This is a genomic window from Micromonospora sp. DH13 (assembly GCF_020873825.1).
Lineage (GTDB): Bacteria > Actinomycetota > Actinomycetes > Mycobacteriales > Micromonosporaceae > Micromonospora > Micromonospora haikouensis.
In genome coordinates this window covers 19853-42525 of record NZ_JAHWGR010000033.1, presented here as the reverse complement: position 1 = coordinate 42525, position 22673 = coordinate 19853, and the positions used below count along the sequence as shown (strand labels likewise).

The 22673-nt window shown below is 73.0% G+C and carries 24 protein-coding genes; 11 read left to right on the top strand and 13 right to left on the bottom strand.

Translation table 11 applies throughout. The features are described 5' to 3' along the window. The first annotated feature begins 24 nt into the window (after nucleotides 1-24). The 3 genes from LPA42_RS26370 to LPA42_RS26360 all read left to right on the top strand — a co-directional run bounded on the left by LPA42_RS26370 (nucleotide 25) and on the right by LPA42_RS26360 (nucleotide 3129). A complete protein-coding gene (locus LPA42_RS26370; RefSeq protein ID WP_198956666.1) occupies nucleotides 25-1185 on the top strand; it encodes a glycerate kinase in 1161 nt (386 codons plus the stop codon). Between the two features lie 193 nt (nucleotides 1186-1378). After that, nucleotides 1379-1747: an iron-sulfur cluster insertion protein ErpA gene (gene erpA / locus LPA42_RS26365; protein ID WP_013735179.1), complete on the top strand. Its 369-nt coding sequence runs from the start codon at nucleotides 1379-1381 to the stop codon at nucleotides 1745-1747. Nucleotides 1748-2151: 404 nt separating this feature from the next. Next, entirely contained in the window at nucleotides 2152-3129 is a 978-nt protein-coding gene (locus tag LPA42_RS26360; RefSeq protein ID WP_077938985.1) for a carbohydrate kinase family protein, read from the top strand. Nucleotides 3130-3361: 232 nt separating this feature from the next. Here LPA42_RS26360 and LPA42_RS26355 read toward each other — a convergent pair whose 3' ends face one another. Beyond that, nucleotides 3362-3586: a DUF397 domain-containing protein gene (locus tag LPA42_RS26355; protein WP_077938986.1), complete on the bottom strand. Its 225-nt coding sequence runs from the start codon at nucleotides 3584-3586 to the stop codon at nucleotides 3362-3364. Nucleotides 3587-3602: 16 nt separating this feature from the next. Then, complete coding sequence (locus LPA42_RS26350) at nucleotides 3603-4451, bottom strand: helix-turn-helix transcriptional regulator (protein ID WP_077938987.1); 849 nt, start codon at nucleotides 4449-4451, stop codon at nucleotides 3603-3605. 105 nt (nucleotides 4452-4556) lie between these two features. Between LPA42_RS26350 and LPA42_RS26345 the strand changes: the two genes are divergently transcribed. Next, nucleotides 4557-4859: a hypothetical protein gene (locus LPA42_RS26345; RefSeq protein ID WP_144082715.1), complete on the top strand. Its 303-nt coding sequence runs from the start codon at nucleotides 4557-4559 to the stop codon at nucleotides 4857-4859. Nucleotides 4860-4878: 19 nt separating this feature from the next. On the opposite strand, the gene LPA42_RS26340 is transcribed toward LPA42_RS26345, so the two are convergent. Beyond that, entirely contained in the window at nucleotides 4879-5088 is a 210-nt protein-coding gene (locus LPA42_RS26340) for a sulfurtransferase TusA family protein (RefSeq protein WP_096761683.1), read from the bottom strand. 68 nt (nucleotides 5089-5156) lie between these two features. Next, on the bottom strand, nucleotides 5157-6308 hold the full coding sequence (locus tag LPA42_RS26335) for a cysteine desulfurase family protein (protein WP_077938990.1): 1152 nt from the start codon (nucleotides 6306-6308) through the stop codon (nucleotides 5157-5159). A gap of 169 nt (nucleotides 6309-6477) precedes the next feature. Here LPA42_RS26335 and coxB point away from each other — a divergent pair, with 169 nt between their 5' ends. Beyond that, nucleotides 6478-7449, top strand: a complete 972-nt coding sequence (coxB, locus tag LPA42_RS26330) for a cytochrome c oxidase subunit II (RefSeq protein WP_077938991.1) — start codon at nucleotides 6478-6480, stop codon at nucleotides 7447-7449. Nucleotides 7450-7459: 10 nt separating this feature from the next. Further along, nucleotides 7460-7888 (top strand): cytochrome c oxidase subunit 4, encoded by a 429-nt coding sequence (locus LPA42_RS26325; RefSeq protein WP_077938992.1) that lies wholly within the window; start codon nucleotides 7460-7462, stop codon nucleotides 7886-7888. A gap of 252 nt (nucleotides 7889-8140) precedes the next feature. On the opposite strand, the gene LPA42_RS26320 is transcribed toward LPA42_RS26325, so the two are convergent. From LPA42_RS26320 to LPA42_RS26305, 4 genes are all read right to left on the bottom strand, one after another. Next, nucleotides 8141-8356 (bottom strand): hypothetical protein, encoded by a 216-nt coding sequence (locus LPA42_RS26320; RefSeq protein ID WP_077938993.1) that lies wholly within the window; start codon nucleotides 8354-8356, stop codon nucleotides 8141-8143. A gap of 232 nt (nucleotides 8357-8588) precedes the next feature. Next, nucleotides 8589-9635: an anthranilate phosphoribosyltransferase gene (gene trpD / locus LPA42_RS26315; protein ID WP_077938994.1), complete on the bottom strand. Its 1047-nt coding sequence runs from the start codon at nucleotides 9633-9635 to the stop codon at nucleotides 8589-8591. A 141-nt stretch (nucleotides 9636-9776) separates the two neighbouring features. Next, nucleotides 9777-10172, bottom strand: a complete 396-nt coding sequence (locus tag LPA42_RS26310; RefSeq protein ID WP_043967169.1) for a hypothetical protein — start codon at nucleotides 10170-10172, stop codon at nucleotides 9777-9779. A gap of 105 nt (nucleotides 10173-10277) precedes the next feature. After that, a complete protein-coding gene (locus tag LPA42_RS26305) occupies nucleotides 10278-11246 on the bottom strand; it encodes a cytochrome c oxidase assembly protein (RefSeq protein ID WP_077938995.1) in 969 nt (322 codons plus the stop codon). 108 nt (nucleotides 11247-11354) lie between these two features. Here LPA42_RS26305 and LPA42_RS26300 point away from each other — a divergent pair, with 108 nt between their 5' ends. The 5 genes from LPA42_RS26300 (at nucleotide 11355) to LPA42_RS26280 (ending at nucleotide 16509) form a co-directional block, all read left to right on the top strand. Then, nucleotides 11355-11954: a heme-copper oxidase subunit III gene (locus LPA42_RS26300; protein ID WP_043967173.1), complete on the top strand. Its 600-nt coding sequence runs from the start codon at nucleotides 11355-11357 to the stop codon at nucleotides 11952-11954. A 72-nt stretch (nucleotides 11955-12026) separates the two neighbouring features. Beyond that, complete coding sequence (locus tag LPA42_RS26295) at nucleotides 12027-12863, top strand: cytochrome c (RefSeq protein WP_074474819.1); 837 nt, start codon at nucleotides 12027-12029, stop codon at nucleotides 12861-12863. Nucleotides 12864-12930: 67 nt separating this feature from the next. After that, nucleotides 12931-14019 carry a ubiquinol-cytochrome c reductase iron-sulfur subunit gene (locus LPA42_RS26290; RefSeq protein ID WP_043967176.1) on the top strand — a complete coding sequence of 363 codons (1089 nt, stop codon included), beginning with the start codon at nucleotides 12931-12933 and terminating at the stop codon, nucleotides 14017-14019. After that, nucleotides 14016-15641 carry a ubiquinol-cytochrome c reductase cytochrome b subunit gene (locus LPA42_RS26285; RefSeq protein ID WP_077938996.1) on the top strand — a complete coding sequence of 542 codons (1626 nt, stop codon included), beginning with the start codon at nucleotides 14016-14018 and terminating at the stop codon, nucleotides 15639-15641. The genes LPA42_RS26290 and LPA42_RS26285 overlap by 4 nt, the downstream gene beginning before the upstream one ends. A gap of 193 nt (nucleotides 15642-15834) precedes the next feature. Further along, nucleotides 15835-16509 (top strand): DUF4142 domain-containing protein, encoded by a 675-nt coding sequence (locus LPA42_RS26280; protein ID WP_043967179.1) that lies wholly within the window; start codon nucleotides 15835-15837, stop codon nucleotides 16507-16509. An 85-nt stretch (nucleotides 16510-16594) separates the two neighbouring features. Here the strand turns inward: LPA42_RS26280 and LPA42_RS26275 are convergent, their stop codons facing one another. The 5 genes from LPA42_RS26275 to LPA42_RS26255 all read right to left on the bottom strand — a co-directional run bounded on the left by LPA42_RS26275 (nucleotide 16595) and on the right by LPA42_RS26255 (nucleotide 22586). Beyond that, nucleotides 16595-16882, bottom strand: a complete 288-nt coding sequence (locus tag LPA42_RS26275; protein WP_043967181.1) for an Lrp/AsnC family transcriptional regulator — start codon at nucleotides 16880-16882, stop codon at nucleotides 16595-16597. A 550-nt stretch (nucleotides 16883-17432) separates the two neighbouring features. Next, the gene (locus LPA42_RS26270; RefSeq protein WP_228986931.1) at nucleotides 17433-18329 is read right to left on the bottom strand and encodes a sugar phosphate nucleotidyltransferase; all 897 of its coding nucleotides are present in this window, start codon (nucleotides 18327-18329) and stop codon (nucleotides 17433-17435) included. Beyond that, nucleotides 18326-18859 (bottom strand): NUDIX hydrolase, encoded by a 534-nt coding sequence (locus LPA42_RS26265; protein WP_077938997.1) that lies wholly within the window; start codon nucleotides 18857-18859, stop codon nucleotides 18326-18328. Before LPA42_RS26265 ends, LPA42_RS26270 begins: the two co-directional genes overlap by 4 nt. Nucleotides 18860-18912: 53 nt before the next feature. Then, nucleotides 18913-20700, bottom strand: coding sequence for a bifunctional (p)ppGpp synthetase/guanosine-3',5'-bis(diphosphate) 3'-pyrophosphohydrolase (locus LPA42_RS26260; protein WP_077938998.1), 1788 nt, complete (start codon nucleotides 20698-20700; stop codon nucleotides 18913-18915). A gap of 128 nt (nucleotides 20701-20828) precedes the next feature. Further along, nucleotides 20829-22586 (bottom strand): DEDD exonuclease domain-containing protein, encoded by a 1758-nt coding sequence (locus LPA42_RS26255; RefSeq protein ID WP_096761684.1) that lies wholly within the window; start codon nucleotides 22584-22586, stop codon nucleotides 20829-20831. Nucleotides 22587-22673 lie beyond the last annotated feature (87 nt).

Below are 22673 nucleotides of genomic sequence, written 5' to 3'. Positions count from 1 at the left end.
GTGCTGCCACACTGCCCCGCGCCTATGTGGCCTGCCACACTGCTCGGCATGCGCGTGCTGCTCTGCCCCGACAAGTTCGCCGGAACGCTGCCCGCCCAGGAGGTCGCCGCCGCCGTGGCCGAGGGCTGGCGGGAGGTGGCCGACGGCGACGACCTGCTCATCCGTCCCCTCGCCGACGGCGGGCCCGGGTTCGTGGCCGTGCTCGCGGAGGCCCTCGGCGGGCGTCGGGTGCCGGTGCCGACCGTCGACCCACTCGGTCGCCCCGCCGACGGTGAGATCCTGGTCACCGACGACGGCACGGCATACCTGGAGAGCGCCCAGGCGTGCGGCCTGCACCTGCTCGCCGCCGCCGAGCGCGACCCCAAGGCCACCACCTCGTACGGGCTGGGGGCGCTGGTCACCGCCGCCGTGGAGCACGGGGCCCGCACGGTGGTGATCGGGCTGGGCGGCTCCGGCACCAACGACGGCGGGGCCGGGCTGCTCACCGCGCTGGGCGTCACGCCGCTCGACGAGGCCGGCCGGGCCCTGCCCTACGGCGGGGCGGCGCTGGCCGCGGTCGCCGGGCTCGACGGCGCGCCCCGGCTGCGCGGCGTCACCCTCGTCGCCGCCACCGACGTCGACAACCCCCTGCTCGGGCTGCACGGGGCCAGCAACGTCTACGGCCCGCAGAAGGGCGCGACGCGCGAAGACGTGCTGCTGCTCGACGCCGCGCTGGAGCGCTTCGCCGGCGTACTCGAAAAGGACCTGCCGGGGTGCCCGCCCGGCCTCGGCGCGCTGCCCGGCGGGGGAGCAGCCGGCGGCCTCGGCGCGGCGATCCTCGCCCTCGGCGGCCGGTGCGCCTCCGGCATCGGCCTGGTCACCGAGGCCATCGGCCTGCCGGCCGCGCTCGACGCCGCCGACCTGGTGATCACCGGGGAGGGTTCCTTCGACCACCAGTCGCTGCGCGGCAAGGTCGTGGCCGGGGTGGCCGGGGCCGCCCGGGACCGGGGCGTGCCCTGCGTGGTGCTGGCGGGGCAGGTGAGCACCGGGCGACGCGAGGCCGCCTCGGCGGGCGTCACCGACGCGTACAGCCTGGTGGAGCACTTCGGCGGCGAGGAGCGCGGCGGGCTCGACGCGGCGCTGAGCCGCCCGGCGGAAGGGCTGCGCCAGCTCGGCGCCCGGCTGGCCCGCCAGTGGAGCCGCTGAGCGCCCGCAGCGTGGCTGCCGTCCGGGCCCGGCCTGTCGTGACCCGGGCCCGGCCTGGGGCCCCGGTCACGTCGACCGGGTGGTCCCGGCCGGGGCGGCGTACCATCGGATCTGCGAACACATCGGGAATCACTGGGCGACGGACGACGTTGGCCAGTGCGTCCAGACCCAGACCGCGCAGGGAGATTTCCACGTGACCACGCCAGCGCAGACCGAGTCGACCGAGGCCAAGGCCCCTACTTCCGTCGTCCTCACCGACGTCGCGGCGCAGAAGGTCAAGGCCCTGATCGAGCAGGAGGGCCGCGACGACCTGCGGCTCCGGGTGGCGGTGCAGCCGGGCGGCTGCTCCGGCCTGCGGTACCAGCTCTTCTTCGACGAGCGTTCGCTCGACGGTGACGTCGTCACCGACTACGACGGGGTCGAGGTCGTCGTCGACCGGATGAGCGCCCCCTACCTGGCCGGCGCCACGATCGACTTCGCCGACCGGATCGACGCCCAGGGCTTCACGATCGACAACCCGAACGCGGGCAACTCCTGCGCCTGCGGCGACTCGTTCAGCTGAGTCCCGACTTCGGCTGAGTTCGTCCGACCTCGAGTCCGTCCGACCTCAGCCGGTTCCCGGCCCGGCCACTCCGGCTGGGTCGCGCTCCGGCCGACACTGCGGGGCCACCCTCGATCTGAGGGTGGCCCCGCAGTCCGTCTCCCGGCCCGGCCCGGCGTCCCTTCTCCGCCCGGCCTGGTGTCTCTTCCTCCGCCCGGCCCGGCGTCCCTTTTTCCGGCCGGCCCTACCGTCCGTGACTTCCCCGGCGGGCGTGACCGGTGCCGACCTGCGCCGCCTCGTGCGGGGTGACGGTGAGGTGAGCGGGACATGACCGCCTGCCGTCCGCTCCCCGTCCGACCCGCGACCACGGCACCGACCGGACCGGTAGGCTGACCCGCGCCGTGCTCCCGACCACGAGGGTTGACATGAAGATCGCCGTGACCGGCTCGATCGCGACCGACCACCTGATGAGCTTCCCCGGCCGGTTCGCCGACCAGCTCATCGCCGACCAGCTCGACAAGGTCTCGCTGTCCTTCCTGGTGGACGACCTGGTGCTGCGCCGCGGCGGGGTGGCCGCCAACATCGCCTTCGGCATGGGCCAGCTGGGCCTGCGGCCGATCCTGCTCGGCGCGGTCGGCGCGGACTTCGCCGACTACCGTTCCTGGCTGGAGCGCCACGGAGTCGACTGCGAGTCCGTGCACGTCAGCGAGGTGGCGCACACGGCCCGCTTCGTCTGCACCACCGACACCGACATGTGCCAGATCGCCTCCTTCTACGCCGGGGCGATGAGCGAGGCGCGCAACATCGAGCTGGCCCCCGTCGCGCAGCGGCTCGGCGGGCTCGACCTCGTCCTGGTCGGCGCCAACGACCCCGACGCGATGCTGCGGCACTCCGCCGAGTGCCGCGAGCGGGGGTACGCCTTCGTCGCCGACCCGTCGCAGCAGCTCGCCCGCATGGACGGCGCGGACGTGGTGGGGCTCATCGACGGCGCCGACTACCTCATGACCAACGAGTACGAGAAGTCGCTGCTGCAGAGCAAGGCCGGCCTGAGCGACGCGCAGCTGCTGGACCGGGTGAAGATCCGGGTGACCACGCTGGGCAGCAACGGGGTGGAGATCGCGGGCCGGGACTTCGACACCCTCCACGTGCCGATCGCGCGCGAGGCCCAGGCCGTCGACCCGACGGGTGTCGGCGACGGCTTCCGGGCCGGCTTCTTCGCCGCCCTCTCCTGGGGGCTGGGCCTGGAGCGCGCTGCCCAGGTCGGCTCCCTGCTGGCCACGCTGGTGCTGGAGACGGTCGGCACCCAGGAGTACGAGGTGCGCCCCGACGTCTTCGTCAAGCGCCTGGCGGAGTCCTACGGCGACCAGGCCGCCGACGACATCCGCCCTCACCTCCTCCCGTAACGCCCATCCCAAGTTGGTGCTCGAGAGGTTTGTGTCAGAGCAGATCGACTCTGACACAAACCTCGTGATCACGGGGGCGGCGGGGCGAGGTGATGATCGTCTGCGGTTTGGTGAGACGACACACCGGTGCGATTGTCCGAGAACAGCAGACGATCAAGGAGCCGTCAGCTGGCCCGCCGGCCTCGTGCCGCATCGCTGCCGGGCGAACGGCGGCTCTGCCGGGGCAGAGCGGTCAGCGGCCTGGGGCGAGCGTGCCGGTGGTGGTTGCCGTGACGAACGACGTCCACCGGTCGGCCGGGAACACGAGCGTCGGGCCGGAGCGGTCCTTGCTGTCCCGCACGGCCACCATGTCGGGCAGCACGGCGCACTCGACGCAGTCGCCGTTGTTGGCGCTGCGGCTGCTGGTGAACCAGCGGGCGGCGGCGAGGTCGACGGTGCCGAGGTCAGGGGTGGACATCGTGGCCTCCGGGGGGTCAGGCCGCGCCGGCCAACTCCCTGATCAACGCGCGCGACTCGGCGGGCGAGAGGGCGACCTGGCGCAGGTTGTCTGCCACCATGCTATAGGTGCGCACGCCGTCGGGATCCTGCACGTACATCGCCCCGTCGAGCACCTCCGTGTAGGCGATCGGCCGCACGTTGGCGAAGTCCAGCAGGACGAACTTGCCCAGCGGCGTCGCCGCGTGCGGCCCGTCCTCGGGGCGGAGCACCTGCACGGTGACGTTCGGCAGCTCGGACATGGCGGCCAGGTGCGCGAGCTGGGCCCGCCGGGTGGCGTCGCCGTTGACCCGCAGCCGTAGCGCCGCCTCGCCGATCACCGCGTGCAGGGTGAGTGGTTCGTCGTCGGTGAGCCGGCGGGCGCGGGCCTGCCGGAAGGACACGAACCGCTCGGCGTGGTCGGGTCGGACGAAGCCGGTGCCCAGGGTCAGCGCCTGCGCGTACTCCTCGGTCTGGAGCAGGCCGGGGATGACCATGGACTCGAACACGAACGCGCCGTCGGCCAGCCCTTCCAGGCCGACATACGTCTTGAACCAGTCCGGCATCACGGCGGCCCAGGGTGCCCACCAGGTCTTGGCGTCGGAGCGGTTGGCGAGCGAGGTGAGCCGTTCGATCGCCGCCTCGTCCGCGCCGCAGGCCCGCAGCACGGTCGCGATGTCCTCGGGGAATTGCTGGTAGCGGCCGGTCTCCATGTGACCGAGCTTGGGCTTGCCGATGCCGGTGCCGGCCGCCAGCTCGGTGAGCGTCATCGGCGCCTCGCGCCGGTACCGGTTCAGCTCGGCCCCGATCAGCCAGCGCAGCGCGGACGGATCCGTTCGCGTACCCATGCATCGCCTCCACGTTCGTATACCGACGAGAACATCATGCCGTTCCTACTTCCAACAGGCAAGGATCAGCGCTATACGTATAGCAACGGACTTGTGGAGGTGGTCATGCCCGCACCGATGCCCGAACCGCTCGGCACACCCGACGAGTTCCACCGGATGCTGGTCGAGCTGGTGCACGAGTTCGCGCCCCGCCGGTTCGCGATCTGCGAGGAGTACGGCGACCGGGTCGACGGCGAGGTCGTGGCCTGGGGCATGGCGTTCGCCGAGGGTGCCCTGCTGCGCTGCGACGACCAGACGTCGACCGGGCACTTCACCAGCGCCGAGAGCGCGCTGCGGCTCTTCGCCCGCACCGGCCGCCGGCTGCGGCTGATCTGGATCGACGCCCTGCCGAGCGCCACGAGCCCCTGAGCTGCGATGAGCCGAAGGGTCAACCGACGCGGCGTACGTCGTAGCCCGGTCCCTCGTCGTGGGCGGCGACGAACTCCTGGCCGCGCATCCGGCACCACGCCGGGATGTCCACGGCCGCCGCCGGGTCGTCGGCGAGCACCCGCAGCACCGCCCCGACCGGCAGCTCCGGCAGCCGCCGGGCCAGCTTGATCACCGGCAGCGGGCAGCGCTGCCCCCGGCAGTCCAGCACCTCGACCGGGGCAGTCCCCGCCGCCGGGGCAGTCCCCTCCGGCGGAGCAGTTCCCCCGACCGGCCCGCTCACAGCCCCACCACCCCCGCCTCGGCGCGCAGCGCCGCGACGATCCCGGGCAGCTCGGCGAGGAACCGCTCCACGTCGGCGACCGTCGTCTCCCGGTGCAGCGAGACCCGCACGTTGCCGTGCGACAGCACCCCCATCGCCTCCAGCACGTGCGACGGGCGCAACGTCGACGACGTGCACGACGAGCCGGAGGAAACCGCGAAGCCACGCCGGTCCAGCGCGTGCAGCAGCGCCTCTCCGTCAACGTACAGGCAGGAGAACGTGACCAGGTGCGGCAGCCGGTCCACCGGGTCACCGACCACCTCGACGTCGGGCACCTCCGCCGCCACCCGGGCCCGGATCCGGTCCACCAGCGGCGCCAGCCGGGCCGCCTCGGCCGCCGCGTCGGCCGCCGCCGCGCGCAGGCTCGCCGCCGCCGCCACGACCGCCGGCAGGTTCACCACCCCGGGGGTACGCCCCGACTCCCGCTCGTCCGCCGGCCACGGCGACTCCCAGCGGGTGCCCTTGCGCACCACCAGCAGCCCGACGCCGGGCGGCCCGCCCCACTTGTGCGCGCTGGCGGTCAGCACCGACCAGCCCGCCGGCACCGGCACCCGGCCCACGAGCTGCGCCGCGTCGACGTACAGCGGCACCCCGGCGGCGGCGCACGCGGCGGCGGCCGGAGCGACCGGCTGCACCGTGCCCACCTCGTGGCTGGCCCCGATCAGCGCCGCGAGGGCCACCCCCGGCGCGCGGACCGCGTCGGCGAAGGCGTCGAGGTCGAGCCGACCGAGCCGGTCCACCGGCACCGACACGGCGCTCCCGCCGCCGGCCACGTGTCGCTGCGCGGCGTGCAGCACCGCCGAGTGCTCGATCGCGGAGTGCACCAGCGTCGCGCCCACCCGCCGCCGCCCGGCCAGGCCACCGAGCACCGCCGAGTGCGCCGCCGCCGTACCGCTGGGGGTGAAGGACAGCTCGTCGGCGCGGACGCCGAGCGTCGCCGCGGCGGCCTCCCGGGCGGCGTCGAGGAGCTGGCGGGCCCGGCGGGCCTGGCCGTAGAGCCGGGACGGATCCGCCCAGCCGTCGTCGAGGGCGGCCAGCAGCGCCTGCCGGGCGACCGGGTGCGGCGGGGCGGCGGTGGCCGCGTCCAGGTAGACCGGGGATGCGCTCACGGCCCGACGCTATCGCGCCGGCACGCCGACGATCCCCCCGAAGGGGGCGTACGGCCACCCCAACACGGCTCTGCCCGTCATGGTCGAGTAATCTGCGACCGTCGGTGACGCCTTTGCCGCTGGTACGGGGACAACCAACCGCCACGGCGCGCTAGGGAGGCAGGACCAGGTGGTCGCAAGGAGTTCGGAGGTACGGCCCCCGGCCGTACGGCACAGCGCTTCTCCGGGAGCCGGTGGACGCCGGCGGCGTGGTGCTGGTCGGCTCGCCGGGCTCGGCCTCGGCGGCGCGGCGCTGCTGGTCTCGCTCACGGGCTGCGACGTCGGCAAGGCGTTCGGCGGCTTCGGCTGGCCGCAGGGCGGGATCACGCCCGAGTCGCACCGCATGTACGACCTGTGGATCGCGTCCTGCATCGCGGCGCTCGCGGTCGGCGTGTTCGTCTGGGGCCTGATCTTCTGGTGCGTCGTGCGCTACCGCAAGCGGGGCAACGAGCTGCCGGTGCAGACCCGTTACAACCTGCCGATGGAGTTCCTCTACACGATCGCCCCGATCCTGATCGTGTCGGTGCTCTTCTACTACACGGCGGTCGTGCAGACCGACGTGGTGCGCACGACGAAGAACCCGGACGTCACGGTCGAGGTCGTCGCCTTCAAGTGGAACTGGCAGTTCAACTACCGCGACGGCCAGGGCAAGGACGCCAACACGGTGGCGTCGACGCTCGGCACCAGCGAGGTCATCCCGATCCTGGTCCTGCCGACCGGCCGGTCCATCCGGTTCGAGGAGACCAGCAAGGACGTCGTGCACTCCTTCTGGGTGCCGGAGATGCTGTTCAAGCGGGACGTCATGCCCGGCAACATCCGCAACGTCTTCGAGGTCTCCAGCCTCGACGCCGAGGGCGCCTACGTGGGCCGCTGCGCCGAGCTGTGCGGCAGCTACCACGCCTTCATGAACTTCGAGCTGCGCGTGGTCTCCCCGCAGCAGTACGACCAGTTCCTGGCCGCCAAGCGCGACGGCAAGTCGACGCAGGAGGCGCTCACCGCCATCGGCGAGGACCCGTACGCCACCACGACCAAGCCGTTCGACACGCGGCGCAACACGGCCAACTTCAACCCCGACGACGTCGCGGCCGGCGCGGGAAGCTGAGGGAGCGGGCATGAAGACCGAGTGGCGTATCTTCCTGATCATCGCCGGGTTCCTCTTCGGCGCGACGATCCTCTACGGCGCCTGGACGTACGGCGACTCCGGCGGCCACGTCGAGTGGGTCGGCACGGTGGCGCTGCTGCTGTCGTTCCTGCTCTGCTCGATGTGCGGTGGCTTCTTCTGGTTCGTCTCCCGCCGGATCGACCTGCGGCCGGAGGACCGGGCTGACGGCGAGATCGCCGACGGCGCGGGCGAGATCGGCTTCTTCAGCCCGGGCAGCTACTGGCCGTTCGGGCTGGCGCTGGCCGCCGCGATCGCCGGGCTGGGCCTGGTCTTCTGGCAGTTCTGGCTGCTGGGCCTGGGCCTGGTGACGGTCGTCTTCGCCGCCTGCGGCCTGCTCTTCGAGTACTACAGCGGCACCCGGCGCACCGCCGAGCACTGAGCCACCCGCCGGCTTACGGAAGAAGCCCGCGTCCCCCGGTGAGGGGGCGCGGGCTTCTCCGCGTCGGGGACCGACGGGGCGAGAAACCACCGCGCCGGCGTGGCCGCGCTGGGCTTGGCCCGAGGCCGATGATCGCCTTCATGTCGGCGACATGGCGGTATCAGTGGGGCCCGGACCCCGCCACGGCCCCGACATGAAGGCGGATCGTTCCTCGGCCGGTCCCGCCCAGCCGGGCATGTCGCCCAGACCGGCTCAGGCCGCGCGGCGGCGGGAGGCGCGGCGGGAGGCGTGGGCGGCGCCGGTGGCGAGCCGGGTCGCCGGGAACGTGAACGTGGCGATCAGCAGCGCCGCGCCGCAGCCGGTGCAGGCCAGCTCGGGGCAGTCGGGGCCGTGGCCGTCGGCGCACGGCGGGGCCTCGAACGGCCGCACGCCCTCGCAGGTGTCGCAGTAGAGCTCGCGGTCCGACACGGGCGTCTCCTCTCCTGGCCGGGGCATGAGAATCACTCGGCTGTAGTTTCCCACGGGAGTCCGACAATTCCCGCCAGGGGTGGACCGGACGGCGTTCGCGCCGGCGAGCGTCGAGTTCGCACTGGCGAGCGGGTTTGCGCTAGTGGCGGCGAGTCCGCGCCGGCGGATCGGGCGAAGCGTCGGTGGAGCAGGCGGAGGCGTCGGCTCAGGCGGAGCGGGCGGAGGCGTCGGCTCAGGCGGAGCGGGCCACCTCGACCCAGCGGTCGAGCACGGCTGCGGCGGCGCCGGAGTCGATCGCCTCGGCGGCGCGGGCCATCCCGGCGCGCAGCGCCTCGGTCAGGTCGCCGCCCAGCGGACCCTGGGTGGCCAGCGCGGCGGCGGCGTTGACCAGCACCGCGTCGCGGACCGGGCCCGCCTCGCCGGCCAGCAGCCGACGGGCCACGCCGGCGTTGTACGCGGCGTCACCGCCCCGCAGGTCGGCGAGGGTCACCCGGGGCACCCCGAGGTCCGTCGCGTCGAGCAGCGCCTCCCTGACGGTGCCGTCCTGGGCCGCCCAGACCCGGGTGGGCGCGGCGGTGGTGAACTCGTCGAGGCCGTCCTCGCCGCGCAGCACCAGCACCGAGTCGCCCCGGGCGGCGAAGACGGCGGCCATCACCGGGGCCATCCGCGGGTCGAAGCAGCCGACCGCGCCGGCCCGGGGCCGGGCCGGGTTGGTCAGCGGGCCGAGGAAGTTGAAGAACGTCGGGACGCCCAGCTCGCGCCGGACGGGGCCGGCGTGCCGCATGCCCGGGTGGAACCGGCCGGCGAAGCAGAAGCCGATGCCGGCCTCGGTCACGCAGCGGGCCACGCCCTCCGGGGTCAGGTCCAGCGGCACGCCCAGGAACTCCAGCAGGTCGGCGGTGCCGCAGGACGACGAGGCGGCGCGGTTGCCGTGCTTGACCACGCGCACGCCCGCGCCGGCCACCACGAGGGCGGCCATGGTGGAGATGTTCACGGTGTGGGCGAGGTCACCGCCGGTGCCGACCACGTCGAGCGCGGACGACCGCAGCTCCTCCGGCAGCTCGACCGGGACCGCCTCGCCGAGCATCGCCTCGACCAGCCCGGCGACCTCGGCCGGGGTCTCGCCCTTGGCCCGCAGCGCGACGGCGAAGCCGGCGATCTGGGCCGGTGCCGCCGAGCCGGACATGATCTCGCCCATCGCCCACGCGGTGTCGGCGGTGGAGAGCTCCTCCCCGCGCAGCAGCGCGCCGAGCAGGTGCGGCCAGTTCCGTTCGCCCATGGCGGGCCTCCCGAGCGGGCGTGGGGATGCGGGGGACGGGTGCCGAGCGGTGCGGGCCGGCACGACGGACCGGGCGACGCCGGTGGCGCGCGGGCCGGAGTCGGCTCAGGCCGGGTGGTGGCCCGGGCCGGGAGGGTGGGCTCAGGCGGGGGCGTGGCTGCGCAGCAGCTCGGCCACGGTGGCGCCCGTGGTCACCGGGTCGAGCGGGTGCACGAGGGTGGCGTCGACCTCGGCGTACGCGGCCAGCCAGCGGTCGGCGGCGCGGGCGATCACCAGGCAGGTCGGGGGAGCGTCGTCCCGGTCGTCCTTGATCTGCCGGGCGATGCCGAGGCCGCCGCCGGGGCTCGCCTCGCCGTCGAGCAGCATCAGGTCGATCTCGTACTCGTCGACCAGCCGCACGCACCCGGCGTAGTCGGACGCGTCGACGAACTCGACGCGCAGCCCGGGGGCCGGGCGGGTGCCGACGGCCAGCCGCATCCGGTCGCGGACCTGCGGGTCGTCGCTGTAGAGCAGGACGGTGCAAAGACGATCGCTCATCGCTGGCTGACTCCCCACCTCGTAGCTGCCGAGCATCGTACCCGCCGCCGCCGGCCGGTCGATGTCCCGCCCGGGCGGGCCGGCGGTCGTACCGGAATCCGCTGGTCAGGCCGGGGACTGCGCGGCCTGGTCGGCGCGCTCGCGGGCCTCCTGGCGGTCCAGCTCGCGGTCGAGCCGGCGGGCCTCCCGCTCCGACTGGCGCACCCACTGCACCACCAGGACCGCGAGCATCGTCACGCTGACGAACTCGCCGCCGGCCCACAGGATGCCCCCGGCGACCACCTGGTCGGCGGCGGGGTCGGACCAGGTGAGGCCGAGCGACGGGTACCAGTCGCCGCCGAACAGCGTGGTGCTCTGCATGATCGTGAGCCCGAGCACGGTGTGGAACGGCACCGACAGCACCATCAGCAGCGCCCGGGCCGGGTACGGCCAGCGCCCCGGCAGCGGGTCGAGCCCGAGCAGCGGCCAGAAGAACACGCAGCCGGTCATGATGAAGTGCGCGTGCACCAGCTCGTGCGCCCAGGCGTGTTCGAGGGTGTAGCGGTAGAGGTCGCTGAAGTAGAGCGCGAACGGGTTCACCACGAAGATGGCGAACGCCACCAGCGGGAAGGTGTAGACCCGGGCGACGCGGCTGTGCACGATCGCGAGCAGCCGCTTGCGCGGCCGGACCGGCAGGGTGCGCAGCGCGAGGGTGACCGGCGCGCCGAGGGCCAGGAAGATGGGGGAGACCATCGACAGCACCATGTGCTGCACCATGTGCACCGACAGCAGCGCGGTGTCGTACGCGTGCAGGCCGCTGACGGTGACCGCCGCGATGCCGCCGAGGCCGGGGCCGAGGAAGAAGACGGTACGCGCGACGGGCCAGCGGTCCCCGCGCAGCCGCAGCCGGTACACCCCGTAGAGGTAGAGGCCGGCGGCGAGCACCAGCCCGAGGGCCAGCCAGCTGTCCAGCCGGGTCTCGGTGAACACGCGGGCCACGGTGAACGGCGGCGGCAGCGGGTCCCCGCCGGCCGCGAGCGCTCCGGGCGCGGCGACCGCCGAGGTGGCGGCGAAGATCGGATCGGCGTGCTGCACGCGTTTCAGGCTAGGCCAGGCGATTCGGACTGCCACGATCGGGCCACCGACGCCACGGGTTTGGCCCCCCGCTGATCGCCGGCCGTGGTCAGGGGCAATAATGACCGCGTGACTGCGGCCCCAGCCATTGACAAGAGCCGGATCCACTCCCTGACGCGGCCCAACATGGTCAGCGTCGGGACGATCGTGTGGCTCTCCAGCGAACTCATGTTCTTCGCGGCGCTGTTCGCGATGTACTTCTCCATCCGCGCGGCAGCGCCGGAGCAGTGGGCGAAGCACACCGAGCACCTCAACATCCCGTACGCGACCACCTTCACGGTGATCCTGGTGTTGTCCTCGGTGACCTGCCAGCTCGGGGTGTTCGCCGCCGAGAAGGGTGACGTCCACGCCCTGCGGCGTTGGTTCACGATCACCTTCGTGATGGGTCTGATCTTCGTGCTCGGTCAGCTGAACGAGTACGTGACCCTGGTGCACGAGGGCGTGAAGATCAACGCGGACGGGTACGGGTCGATGTTCTACCTGACCACCGGCTTCCACGGCCTGCACGTGACCGGCGGTCTGGTCGCCTTCATCATCTTCATGGTCCGCACGACCATGGGCCGGTTCACCCCGGCGCAGGCCACGTCGGCGATCGTCGTGTCGTACTACTGGCACTTCGTCGACGTCGTGTGGATCGGCCTCTACGCCATGATCTACTGGCTTCAGTGATCTTGGCGCGTCACGAACCGCGCCGCTGCCCCGTCCTCTGAGACAAGGTCCCACCGGTTAAGGACACAGGTCATGACTTCTGACAACGACCGCCGACGCGGTCTGCTCGCGCGGTTGCGCGGCGAGCGGTCCGCAGCGCGCAGCAGGGGCCGCCGCCGGCTGGGTGCCGCGGTCCGCCTGATCGCCGCGCTCACGCTGGCCGGCGGCGCCTACACCGTCTTCGCCCCCGGAGTGCAGGCGCAGGAAAACCCGCCGCTCACCGGCGCCGCCGCCGAGGGCAAGGCGCTGTTCGACGTGAGCTGCGTGACCTGCCACGGCCGTAACGCGCAGGGTGTCGAGGGTCGTGGCCCGAGCCTGATCGGGGTCGGCTCGGCCTCCGTCGAGTTCCAGGTGAGCTCCGGTCGGATGCCGATGGCCCGGCAGGAGGCGCAGGCCATGCGCAAGCCGCCGGTCTTCACCGACGAGCAGGTCCGCCAGCTCGGCCAGTACGTCCAGGAGCTCGGCGGGGGTCCGCAGGTCCCCGAGGGCGACCTGCGCGAGGGCGCCAACCTGGCCACCGGCGGCGAGCTGTTCCGGATCAACTGCTCCCAGTGCCACGCCTTCGGCGGTGGCGGCGGCGCGCTGTCCTCCGGCAAGTACGCGCCGAGCCTGCGCCCGGCCAGCGACCGGCAGATCTACGCCGCGATGCTCAGCGGCCCGCAGAACATGCCGGTGTTCGGGGACAACCAGATCACCCCGGAGCAGAAGGCGGACATCATCGCCTACATCCAGGACACCCTGAAGCACGACCAGGACCAGGGTGGCTTCAACCTCGGCCGGTACGGGCCGTCCACCGAGGGACTGGCGATCTTCCTGATCGGCATCGTCGCGCTCGTCTTCGCCAGCCTGTGGATCGCGGGCAAGTCGTGACCGAGCGGATCATTCGATTCAGCGCTGCGGTGCCGCGGTCCGGCACCGCCCGTAGCGAGGTGACGGCATGAGCACCAAGACCGAGCACCAGGCCCACCAGGGCCCGGAGCCGCTCGACGTCCACGACCCGCGGCTGAGCCGGTTCGACATCGTCCGGGAGGGCGCGCGCCGGGACGACATCGAGATCGTCCACTACGAGGAGCAGGTCGTCCCGGGCAGCAAGGCCGAGCGCCGGCTGACCCGTACGGTCGCCTCGATGTTCCTGCTGACCGGCCTGGCCGCCACCGCCTTCCTGGTCGTCTACATCTGGTGGCCGTGGGAGTACGAGCCGGGCACCGGCGGGGACAAGTACTACACCCCGCTGCTCGGCCTCACCCTCGGCGTCGCCCTGCTGGGCATCGGCTTCGGCATCCTGACCTGGGGCAAGAAGCTGCTGCCCAAGGAGGTCTCGATCCAGGACCGCCACGAGAACGACCCGAACGTGGCGGAGAGTCGCAAGATCACCGGCGAGACGATGCTCTACCTCGCCGACGAGATGGGCGTGAAGCGTCGCCCGCTGCTGGGCATCTCGCTGCTGGCCGGCCTCGCGCCCGTCGGCGCGGTCGCGGCGGCCCCGCTGGTCGGCGGCCTGATCTCCAACCCGCACAAGAACAACCAGATGTTCACCACCGGCTTCGCGCCGGCCGACGGCCGCAAGATCCGGCTGGTCCGCGAGGACGGCCGGCCGATCCGCCCGGCCGACATCAGCGCCGGCGGCCAGCTCACCGTCTTCCCCGGCATCGAGCACGGGGTGAGCAACAAGCACGCCGACTCCCCGACGCTGCTGATCCACCTGCGGGAGTCCGACGCCCAGGTGTCCCGCGAGGCCAACCAGCGGGTCGGCCACGGGAACTACATGTGGGGTAACTACGCGGCGTTCTCCAAGATCTGCACGCACGCGGGCTGCCCGGCGAGCCTGTACGAGCAGCAGACCAACCGGCTGCTCTGCCCGTGCCACCAGTCGCAGTTCCTGATCACCGACAACGCCCGGCCGGTCTTCGGCCCCGCGAGCCGGCGGCTGCCGCAGCTGCCGATCGAGGTGGACGACGAGGGCTTCTTCGTGGCGCGGTCGGACTACACCGAGACCGTCGGGCCTGACTTCTGGGAGCGGCCGTGAAGCGTCGTAAGTTGGACATGGCGTCCGTTCCGGGCAAGGCCGCGGTGGGGGTGGACGATCGCTTCGGGGTTTCCACGCCGCTGCGCAAGCTGCTGAACAAGGTCTTCCCCGACCACTGGTCGTTCCTGCTCGGCGAGATCGCGCTGTTCTCGTTCGTCGTGCTGCTGCTGACCGGCGTCTTCCTCACGTTCTTCTACGAGCCCGCGATGACCGAGGTGGTCTACAACGGCAGCTACGCCCCGCTGCGGGGCACGCCGATGTCGGCCGCGTACGCCTCCAGCCTGGACATCTCGTTCGACGTCCGCGGCGGCCTGATCATGCGGCAGATGCACCACTGGTCGGCGCTGCTGTTCATGGCCGCGATCGTCGTGCACATGCTGCGGGTCTTCTTCACCGGCGCGTTCCGCAAGCCGCGCGAGACCAACTGGATCATCGGCTCGCTGCTGTTCTGGGTGGGCTTCCTCGCCGGCTTCACCGGCTACTCGCTGCCGGACGACGGCCTCTCCGGCACCGGCCTGCGGATTGCCTCCGGCATCATGCTGTCGATCCCGGTGATCGGCTCCTGGGTCACCTCGTCGATCTTCGGCGGGGAGTTCCCGGGCGAGATCATCATCAGCCGGTTCTTCATCGCCCACGTGCTGCTCATCCCGGGTCTGCTGGTGGCGCTGATCAGCGCCCACCTCGGCCTGGTCTTCAAGCAGAAGCACACCCAGTGGCCCGGCCCCGGCCGGACCAACGACAACGTGGTCGGCGAGCGGATGTTCCCGCGTTACGCGCTCAAGCAGGGCGGCTTCTTCATGGTCGTCTTCGGCGTGATCGCGCTGATGGGCGGCCTGTTCCAGATCAACCCGATCTGGTATTTCGGCCCGTACGAGGCGTGGGTGGTCTCGGCCGCCAGCCAGCCCGACTGGTACGTCATGTTCCTCGACGGCTCGACCCGCCTCATGCCCGCGTGGGAGATCAACATCCCGATCGGCGACGGGTACGTCATCCCGCCGCTGTTCTGGCCCACCGTCGTACTGCCGGGCGTCCTGGTCGGCCTCTCCACGCTCTACCCGTTCGTGGAGGCCCGCCGGCTCAAGGACTACCGCAGCCACAACCTGCTCCAGCGCCCCCGCGACGTCCCCGAGCGGACCGCGATCGGCGCGATGGCGGTGGCGTTCTACATCGTGCTGACCCTCTCCGGCGGCAACGACGTGATCGCGGACAAGTTCCACATCAGCCTCAACGCGATGACCTGGGCGGGCCGGATCGGCCTGCTGGTGATCCCGCCGCTGGCGTACTACGTGACCTACCGGATCTGCCTCGGCCTCCAGCAGCACGACCGGGAGGTGCTGGCCCACGGCGTGGAGACCGGCATCATCCGCCGGCTGCCGGACGGCCGGTTCGAGGAGGTCCACCAGCCGCTGGCCGCCGGTGGCCACGACGGCCACGCGGAGCTGGAGTACGCCGGCTGGGTGGTGCCCAAGAAGATGAACCGGCTCGGTGCCCTCGGGCCCGCCATCCGGGGCTTCTTCTACCCCATCGAGAAGCCGGCCGAAGCGCCGGTCTCGCCGGGGCACCCGCCGGTCGAGCCCCTGCCGGAGCGCAAGGAGATCAGCAGCGGGGAGACCCGCCGCTGAGCCGCTGACCGCCCGCAAGCCGCACGTGGCGCCCGCCGAACCCTCGGCGGGCGCCACGTCCCGTTTCCGCCCCCGGGCGACCGCCGAGCGTCGCCGGCACCCTGGCGCCTCCCGCGAGGCGGCTGCGGATTCGCAGGGTTAATCCGGGTCAGCCGGGTATCCGTGCGGTCCAACGGAAAACGGGGAGGGAAACATGTTGGGTCTCAAGCGCCTCGGACTGCTCGCCGCCCTGGTGGTGGCGGGGCTGGCGCCCGCGGCGGCGGCGCAGGCCGCACAGCCGTCGACGCAGGACAGTCAGTATCTGCAGGCGCTGCACCAGGTGAACCTCGCGGAGATCGAGTCCGGGAACCTGGCGCAGCAGAAGGGCCAGAACCAGCAGGTCAAGGACCTGGGTGCTCAGTTCGTGACGGATCACACCCAGCTCGACCAGACGGTGCAGGACACCGCGCAGCAGCTCAACGTGAAGCTGCCGGGCGCCCCGACCGCCGATCAGCAGAAGGTCATCAACAAGCTGAAGAAGCTCAGCGGCGCCGAGTTCGACAAGGCGTGGGTGACCGCCGAGCTGGCGGGTCACGTCCAGGCCATCCAGGCCACCCAGACGGAGATCTCGCAGGGCACCGAGCAGTCGGTGGTCCAGCTGGCCCAGAACGCCCTGCCGGTGCTCCAGGCGCACTATGACGCGCTGGTGGCCCTGGCCCAGACCCTGGGCGTCCCGGTCCCGCAGACCAGCGCCAGCGGCACGCCCAGCCCGGGTGCGACCACCACGACGCCGGCTCCGGGCGGCAGCAGCGAGGCCCCGGCCCCGGGCGGCACCTTCGAGTCGCCGACCCCGGAGAACACCGAGACGCCGGCCCCGAGCGTGAGCTGACGTCGCGACACCCCAGGTGGTGGCCAGCCCTCCGGACCGGTGGGCTGGCCACCCCGTCGTCTCGTGGGGTGGCGTGGCGGCGGGGTCAGTCCGTGCCGGCCAGCCCGATCGCGAACGCCTCCTCCAGGTCGTGCTGCGAGTAGGCCCGGAAGGCGATGTGCGACTCGGTGTTGATCACCCCGGGCACCTTGGAGATGCTGCCGGCGATGACCTGGGCGATCTGGTCGAACTCCCGCACCCGCACGATGGCGATCAGGTCGACGTGCCCGGCCACCGAGTAGACCTCGCTGACCCCGGGCAGGGCGGCCAGGTTCTCGGCCACCTCGGGGATCGAGTCGGTGGCACAGTCGATCAGGACGATCGCGGTGATCACTGGTCTGCCCTTCGTCGCGCGTGCACGCCACGCCGGTGGTGGCGTCGACGACCATCGTAGGCCCGTCCGACGGGTCCCGGGCAGCGGTGGGGTGTGACCCGGCGGAAGCACCCGTGACGGCCACGCTCCGCGATCGCCGTGGAAGCACTCGTGGGTGCGGACTCGTTCTCACTCTGCGCCAGCGCCTTCGGGCCCGACCGACGTCCCCCGCCCCCCTTTGCTCTGCACCCACGGACGCAACGCTGCGCGGAGCTGCGCGAATGCGTCATCACGACGTGGGCGGGGCGGTGACCCGATCACGTTGTGTGACCGCTGCGTGGATGGGTGCAGAGCAAAGGAGGCGGAACGGCGGGTGGGTCGGCGGGGCCTCCGATCGCGATCCGTCACGTACCGGGGTGGGCCGGGGGACCGGAGCCGGCCACCGCAGGCCGAGGCGGGCCGAGGCAGGTCGGGCGGAACCGTAGCGGGCCGGGGCGGGGGCCGGGGCCGAATGAAGTGGGGCCGGGCTGGGCCGGGGCGGGACTGCGGCAGCCTGCGATGGCCCCAGCGCTCAGCGGGGCTCCGCCGTGACGGTCAGGCCCCCGGCGACACGGACCGCCCCGGTCAGGTGCTCCCCGGCGGCCACCTCCGCGCCCGGCCAGAGCACCGAGCGGGTCACCTCGCCCCGCACAATCGCCCCCGCGCCCACCACGGCCTCCCGGCAGCGGCCGGTGACCGTCGCGGTCGGGTCGACCAGGTTGCCGCCGCCCGCCGCGTGCAGGTTGGCCGCCAGGTAGTCGGCGGGGGTGCCGGTGTCGTAGAAGGTGCCGGAGTATGGCACCACGGTCAGCGCCCCGGCCGCCTCCGCCGGCCGCCACACCGCCCGGACCAGGTCGCCCGGCTCCACCGCGAGGCCCCGCACCAGCCGCCACGGCAGCAGCGAGAAGCCGGTGAAGCGGTGACCCGAGAACGTGCCGGGGGCGGCCGGATCGGCGGCGGGCTGGCCGAGCAGGCGTACGGTCTCGCCGTCCCAGCCGGCGAGCAGCGCGGCGATGTCCGGCCCCGGATCGGCGGCCGGGTCGGCGAGGTACGCGTCGGCGTTGCCGACCAGCACGCCCCGGCCGGCGATCCAGTCCCGCAGGTTGGCCACCCCACCGGCGGTGCCGAGCGGGGCGCCCGGCTCGACCGAGAGGTGGGCCCGGTCGCCGACGTGCGCGACGACCTGCTCGCCCAGGTAACACGCGTTCACCGCCACCCGGGCCGGGCCGGCGAGCCCGAGCCCGGCGAGCCGGGCCAGCGCCCGGTCGAGCAGCGGCACGTTGCCCACCGGGCAGAGTGCCTTCGGCAGCCGTTCGGTGAGCGGGCGCAGCCGGGTCCCCTCGCCGGCGGCCAGCACCACCGCGCAGACCTCCGGAGCCCCGGCCGGGCCCACCGCGCGGCCCGGCCCGCCGGCCGCCGAGGTGGTCACGCCGATGGTCCGGGCGGCGCCTCACCGGCGCGCGGCCCGATGCCGTAGCGGCCGAGCAGGTTCGCCGTGGCGCGGCTCAGCCTCGGCAGGTCGTCCAGCGGATGCCAGGCGGCCTCGAAGACCTCGGCGCCGTCGACCGTCAGCTTCGTCGTCGACGCCGGGACCTCCGCCTCGAAGACGACGTCTACCCACCCCTTGGCGTGCACCACGGCGTTCGGCACCGCCGGGCGCAGCCGGTCGGGGGAGAGGCGCACCCCGGACTCCTCGAACAGCTCGCGGGCCGCGCCGACGACCGGCTCCTCGCCGCGCTGCAGCAGCCCCGCCGGGAGCGTCCAGCTGTGCCCCGGGGGCTGGCGCAGCAGCAGCAGGCGACCGGGGCCGTCGGCCTCGGCGTCGCGCACCAGGGTGACCGCCCCCACGATGTACTTCGGTGTGGCGAGCCGGACCAGCCGGCGGCGCATCGACACGGGCAGCCGGTAGAACACCTGGTAGGCGAAGGCCCGTCCGGTGGCTCGGGAGCGGGGGATCATCGCCTTAGGCTAGTGGCCGACGCGGGGCGGGCCGGGCACCGGGGGCGAAAACGTCACTGGCGGTGGTCGACCAGGTCGATGAGCTGCAGGACCACCGCGTCCGGTTCGAGCGCCCGGTCGAAGACCGCCACCAGCAGGGTCTCCAGGTCGGGGTAGCCCAGCTCCTCGGACAGCCGTAGCAGCGGCAGGTCGTTGGCCAGCCCCCGGTCGTGCTTGCGCAGCGCCAGCCCGATCGTGGCCCGGCCGAGGCGGACCTTGTCGGCGATGGAGATGCCCGGCTCGGTGTGCTCGGCGAACCAGCGGTTGATCTGCATCTGGGCGTGCGGGGACTTGACGAAACCGAGCCACTCCCGGCGGGGGCCGCGCGGGGCGACGTCCGCCTCGAAGCCGGACTCCGCGTCGGACTCGGTGAAGATCTCCACCACGTCGCCCTCCTCCAGCTCGGAGGAGAGCGGGGCGAGCCGGCCGTTGATCCGGGCCGCCAGGCAGCGGTCGCCCCGGTCGGGGCCCAGCTCGTACGCCACGTCGACCGGGGTGGCGCCTGCCGGCAGCACCACCTGCCGCCCCTCGACGACGACCTGGATCTGCGCCTCGGCCAGGTCGCAGCGCAGCGACTCCAGGAACTGCGCCGGGTCGGGCGCCTCCTGCTCCCAGTCGAGCACCCGGCGCAGCCAGTCGAGCTGCTCGGCCTGCGCGGCCGCCCCGGCGGGGCGCGGGAAACGGAAGTCGGCGGCGATGCCGTACTCGGCGGCGCGGTGCATCTCCTCGGTGCGGATCAGCACCTCGACCGTGCGGTCCTTCGGCCCGCAGACGCTGGTGTGCAGGGAGCGGTAGAGGTTGTTCTTCGGGGAGGCGATGAAGTCCTTGAACCGGCCCGGCACGGGCCGCCAGAGGCCGTGCACCGCGCCGAGGGCGGCGTAACAGTCGGTCGCCGGCCCGTCCACGACGATCACGATCCGAGGCAGGTCGAACGGCACACTGTGCCCGCCGGCGACGGTGTCCTTCCAGATCGAGTAGAGGTGCCGGGGGCGGGGGGAGACCTGGGCGTCGACGCGGCTGCGGCGCAGCGCCACCTTCGCCTTGGCGACCACGTCGGCCAGGTATGCCGACCAGCCGGGCCGGTCGTGCACGAACCGCGCGATGCGGGCGTGCTCGTCGGGCTCCAGGTGCAGCAGCACCACGTCGTCCAGCTCGCGTTTGAGGGTCTGGATGCCGAGCCGGTCGCAGAGCGGGACGAGCACCTCCAGCGTCTTGCGGGCGATCCGCTCCCGCGACGCGGCCGAGCGGACCCCGAGGGTGCGCATGTTGTGCAGCCGGTCGGCCAGCTTGATGATCAGGACCCGGACGTCCTTGCCGGCCGCGACGATCATCTTGCGGGTGGTCTCCGCCTCCGCGGCCTTGCCGTAGAACGCCTTGTCGAACTTCGTCACCCCGTCGACCAGGTGGGCCACCTCGCCGCCGAAGTCCTCCGCGAGGGCCTGCAGCGTGTAGCGGGTGTCCTCCACCGTGTCGTGCAGCAGCGCGGCCACCAGCGTGGTGGCGTCCATGCCCAGCTCGGCGCAGATCTGGGCGACCGCGAGCGGGTGGGTGATGTACGGCTCGCCGCTCTTGCGGAACTGGCCGCGGTGCATGTTCTCCGCGATCGTGTACGCCCGGCGCAGCACCGACGCCTCCGTGCCGGGGTGGATGCCCCGGTGCGTGCGGATCAGGTGGGTGACCGGGTCTGTTTCGCCGGTGGGCCAGCTCAGCAGCGACCGCAGCCGCCGCGCCAGGGGCAGGTCGCCCGGCTGGGTCGGGAGCGCGCCCCCCAGGGCGGCGCCGTGTCCGGCGTCGACGTCCACGAGGGACACCTCCTCACCCCGGCCCCTCGGTCACCGGGCACGGCGACCGGGAGCAGGCCCACGAAACGGGCAGTACTGCACTTCCTTAACAGCCTAAGCGAGTCGAGGTCGTCCGATCGGTCACTTGGTCATGGGCGTTCGGTCGAGAGTTGGTGAGATGCGGCGCTCTCGATCTTGCTGAGCAGGTCACGGAAGCGGGCCGCCCCGGCGGCCGGGGACGCCCAGCCGGAGGACATCTCCACCAACCGGGTCTCGGGTCGCTCCAACCAGGACAGGATGCGCTCGGACTCCTCGGCGGAGGCCCGGGGCACCGGGCCGGGGCCGGGCGGCACCGTCTCGGCGGTCGCCCGGATCAACTCGATCGTCGGTCGCGGGTGGACACCGGGCGGGGAGACCCCGGCCCCGGCCAGCCGACCGTGCCGGACCAGGGCCAGTTCCCAGCCGCCCCGGGCGGCCGGCCGGGCGGCGGCCAGCTCGGCGATCCCGGCCAGCGCGGTCAACCGTTGCATCCGGACGGTGGCCCGCAGCACCGCCGCGAGCCGGGACCGCACCACCGCCGCCTCCTCGTACCGCTGGTCGGCCGCCAGCGCCCCGATGCGGGCCAGCAGCGCGTGCACCACGGACCCCGGGTCGGTGGCGGTGGCCGCGCGGAACGGGTCGACGGCGCGGGCCGTGTACTCCCCCGGGGTGATCCGGTGTTCGCAGGGTGCCGGGCAGCGACCCAGCTCGGCCAGCGCGCACGCCGGGGTGACCGTGCGCAGCGACAACCGGTGGGTGCACTGGCGCAGCGGGAGCGCGTCGTGGAAGCCGGCGGCGGCCAGCTCCGCCGCCCGTTGCGAGCCGAACGGGCCGAGGTAGGCCTCGTCGCCGGGGGCCAGCGACCGCACCACCGACAACCGGGGGTAGGGCCCGTCGGTGAGCTTGAGCCAGACCATCCGCTCGGGGAACTTGGACCGCCGGTTGTACGGCGGCGCGTGCGCGCCGATCAGCCGCAGCTCGCGCACCTCGGCCTCCAGCGAGTGGGCGCACTCGACCGCCTCCACCCGCTCGGCGGCGGCCAGCATCTCCGACATCCGGGCCCGCTTCTCGGCGGCCGTGAAGTAGCTGCGCACCCGGGTGGCGATGTCGCCGGAGGTGCCGACGTAGAGCGGCCGGTCGTCGGCGGCCCGGAAGATGTAGACCCCCGGCACCTTCGGCAGCCCGTCGGCGAGGTGGCGCTTGCGCCGCTGCGTCGGGGTGACCGCCCGGGCGAACTCGATCGCCTCCCCGAGGGTGTCGACCCGGTGCCCGCCGAGGCGCGCGATGAGGCCGTGCAGCACGTCGACGGTGGCCTTTGCGTCGTCGAGCGCCCGGTGGGTGGGCCGGGTGGCCGTGCGGAAGTAGGCCGACAGGGTGCCCAGCTTGCGGTTGGGCACCTCGTCGCGGCTGAGCACCCGCCGGGCCAGCGCCGCCGTGTCCAGCACCCGGGGGTTGGGCCAGCGGTAGCCGTGCCGGGCGCAGGCGGCCTTGAGGAAACCGACGTCGTACGGCGCGTTGTGCGCGACCAGCACCGCGTCGGCGACGAACTCCAGGAAGCTCGGCAGCACCTGCTCGATCGGCGGCGCGGGAATCAGCATGGCCTGGGTGATGCCGGTCAGCACGGTGATGAACGGGGGGATCGGCACGCCCGGGTTGACCAGCGTGGCCAGCACGCCCAGCTCCTCGCCGCCGCGCACCTTCACCGCGCCGATCTCGGTGATGCCGCCGCCGTCCGGCGCGCCGCCCGTGGTCTCCAGGTCGACCACCACGAACGTCGTCGCGTACAGCGGCAGCGCCGGATCCACGCCGCCGCCCGCCGCCTGGCCCAGCCCGGCGAGCGCCTGCTGGACGTATTCCGCTCCGCCCACCCCGGGCACGGTAGACCCCGGGTCCGACACTCGCGCAACAACAGCCCCACGGGTCACCCCTGGGGCTAGGATGAGAGATCAGCTCAC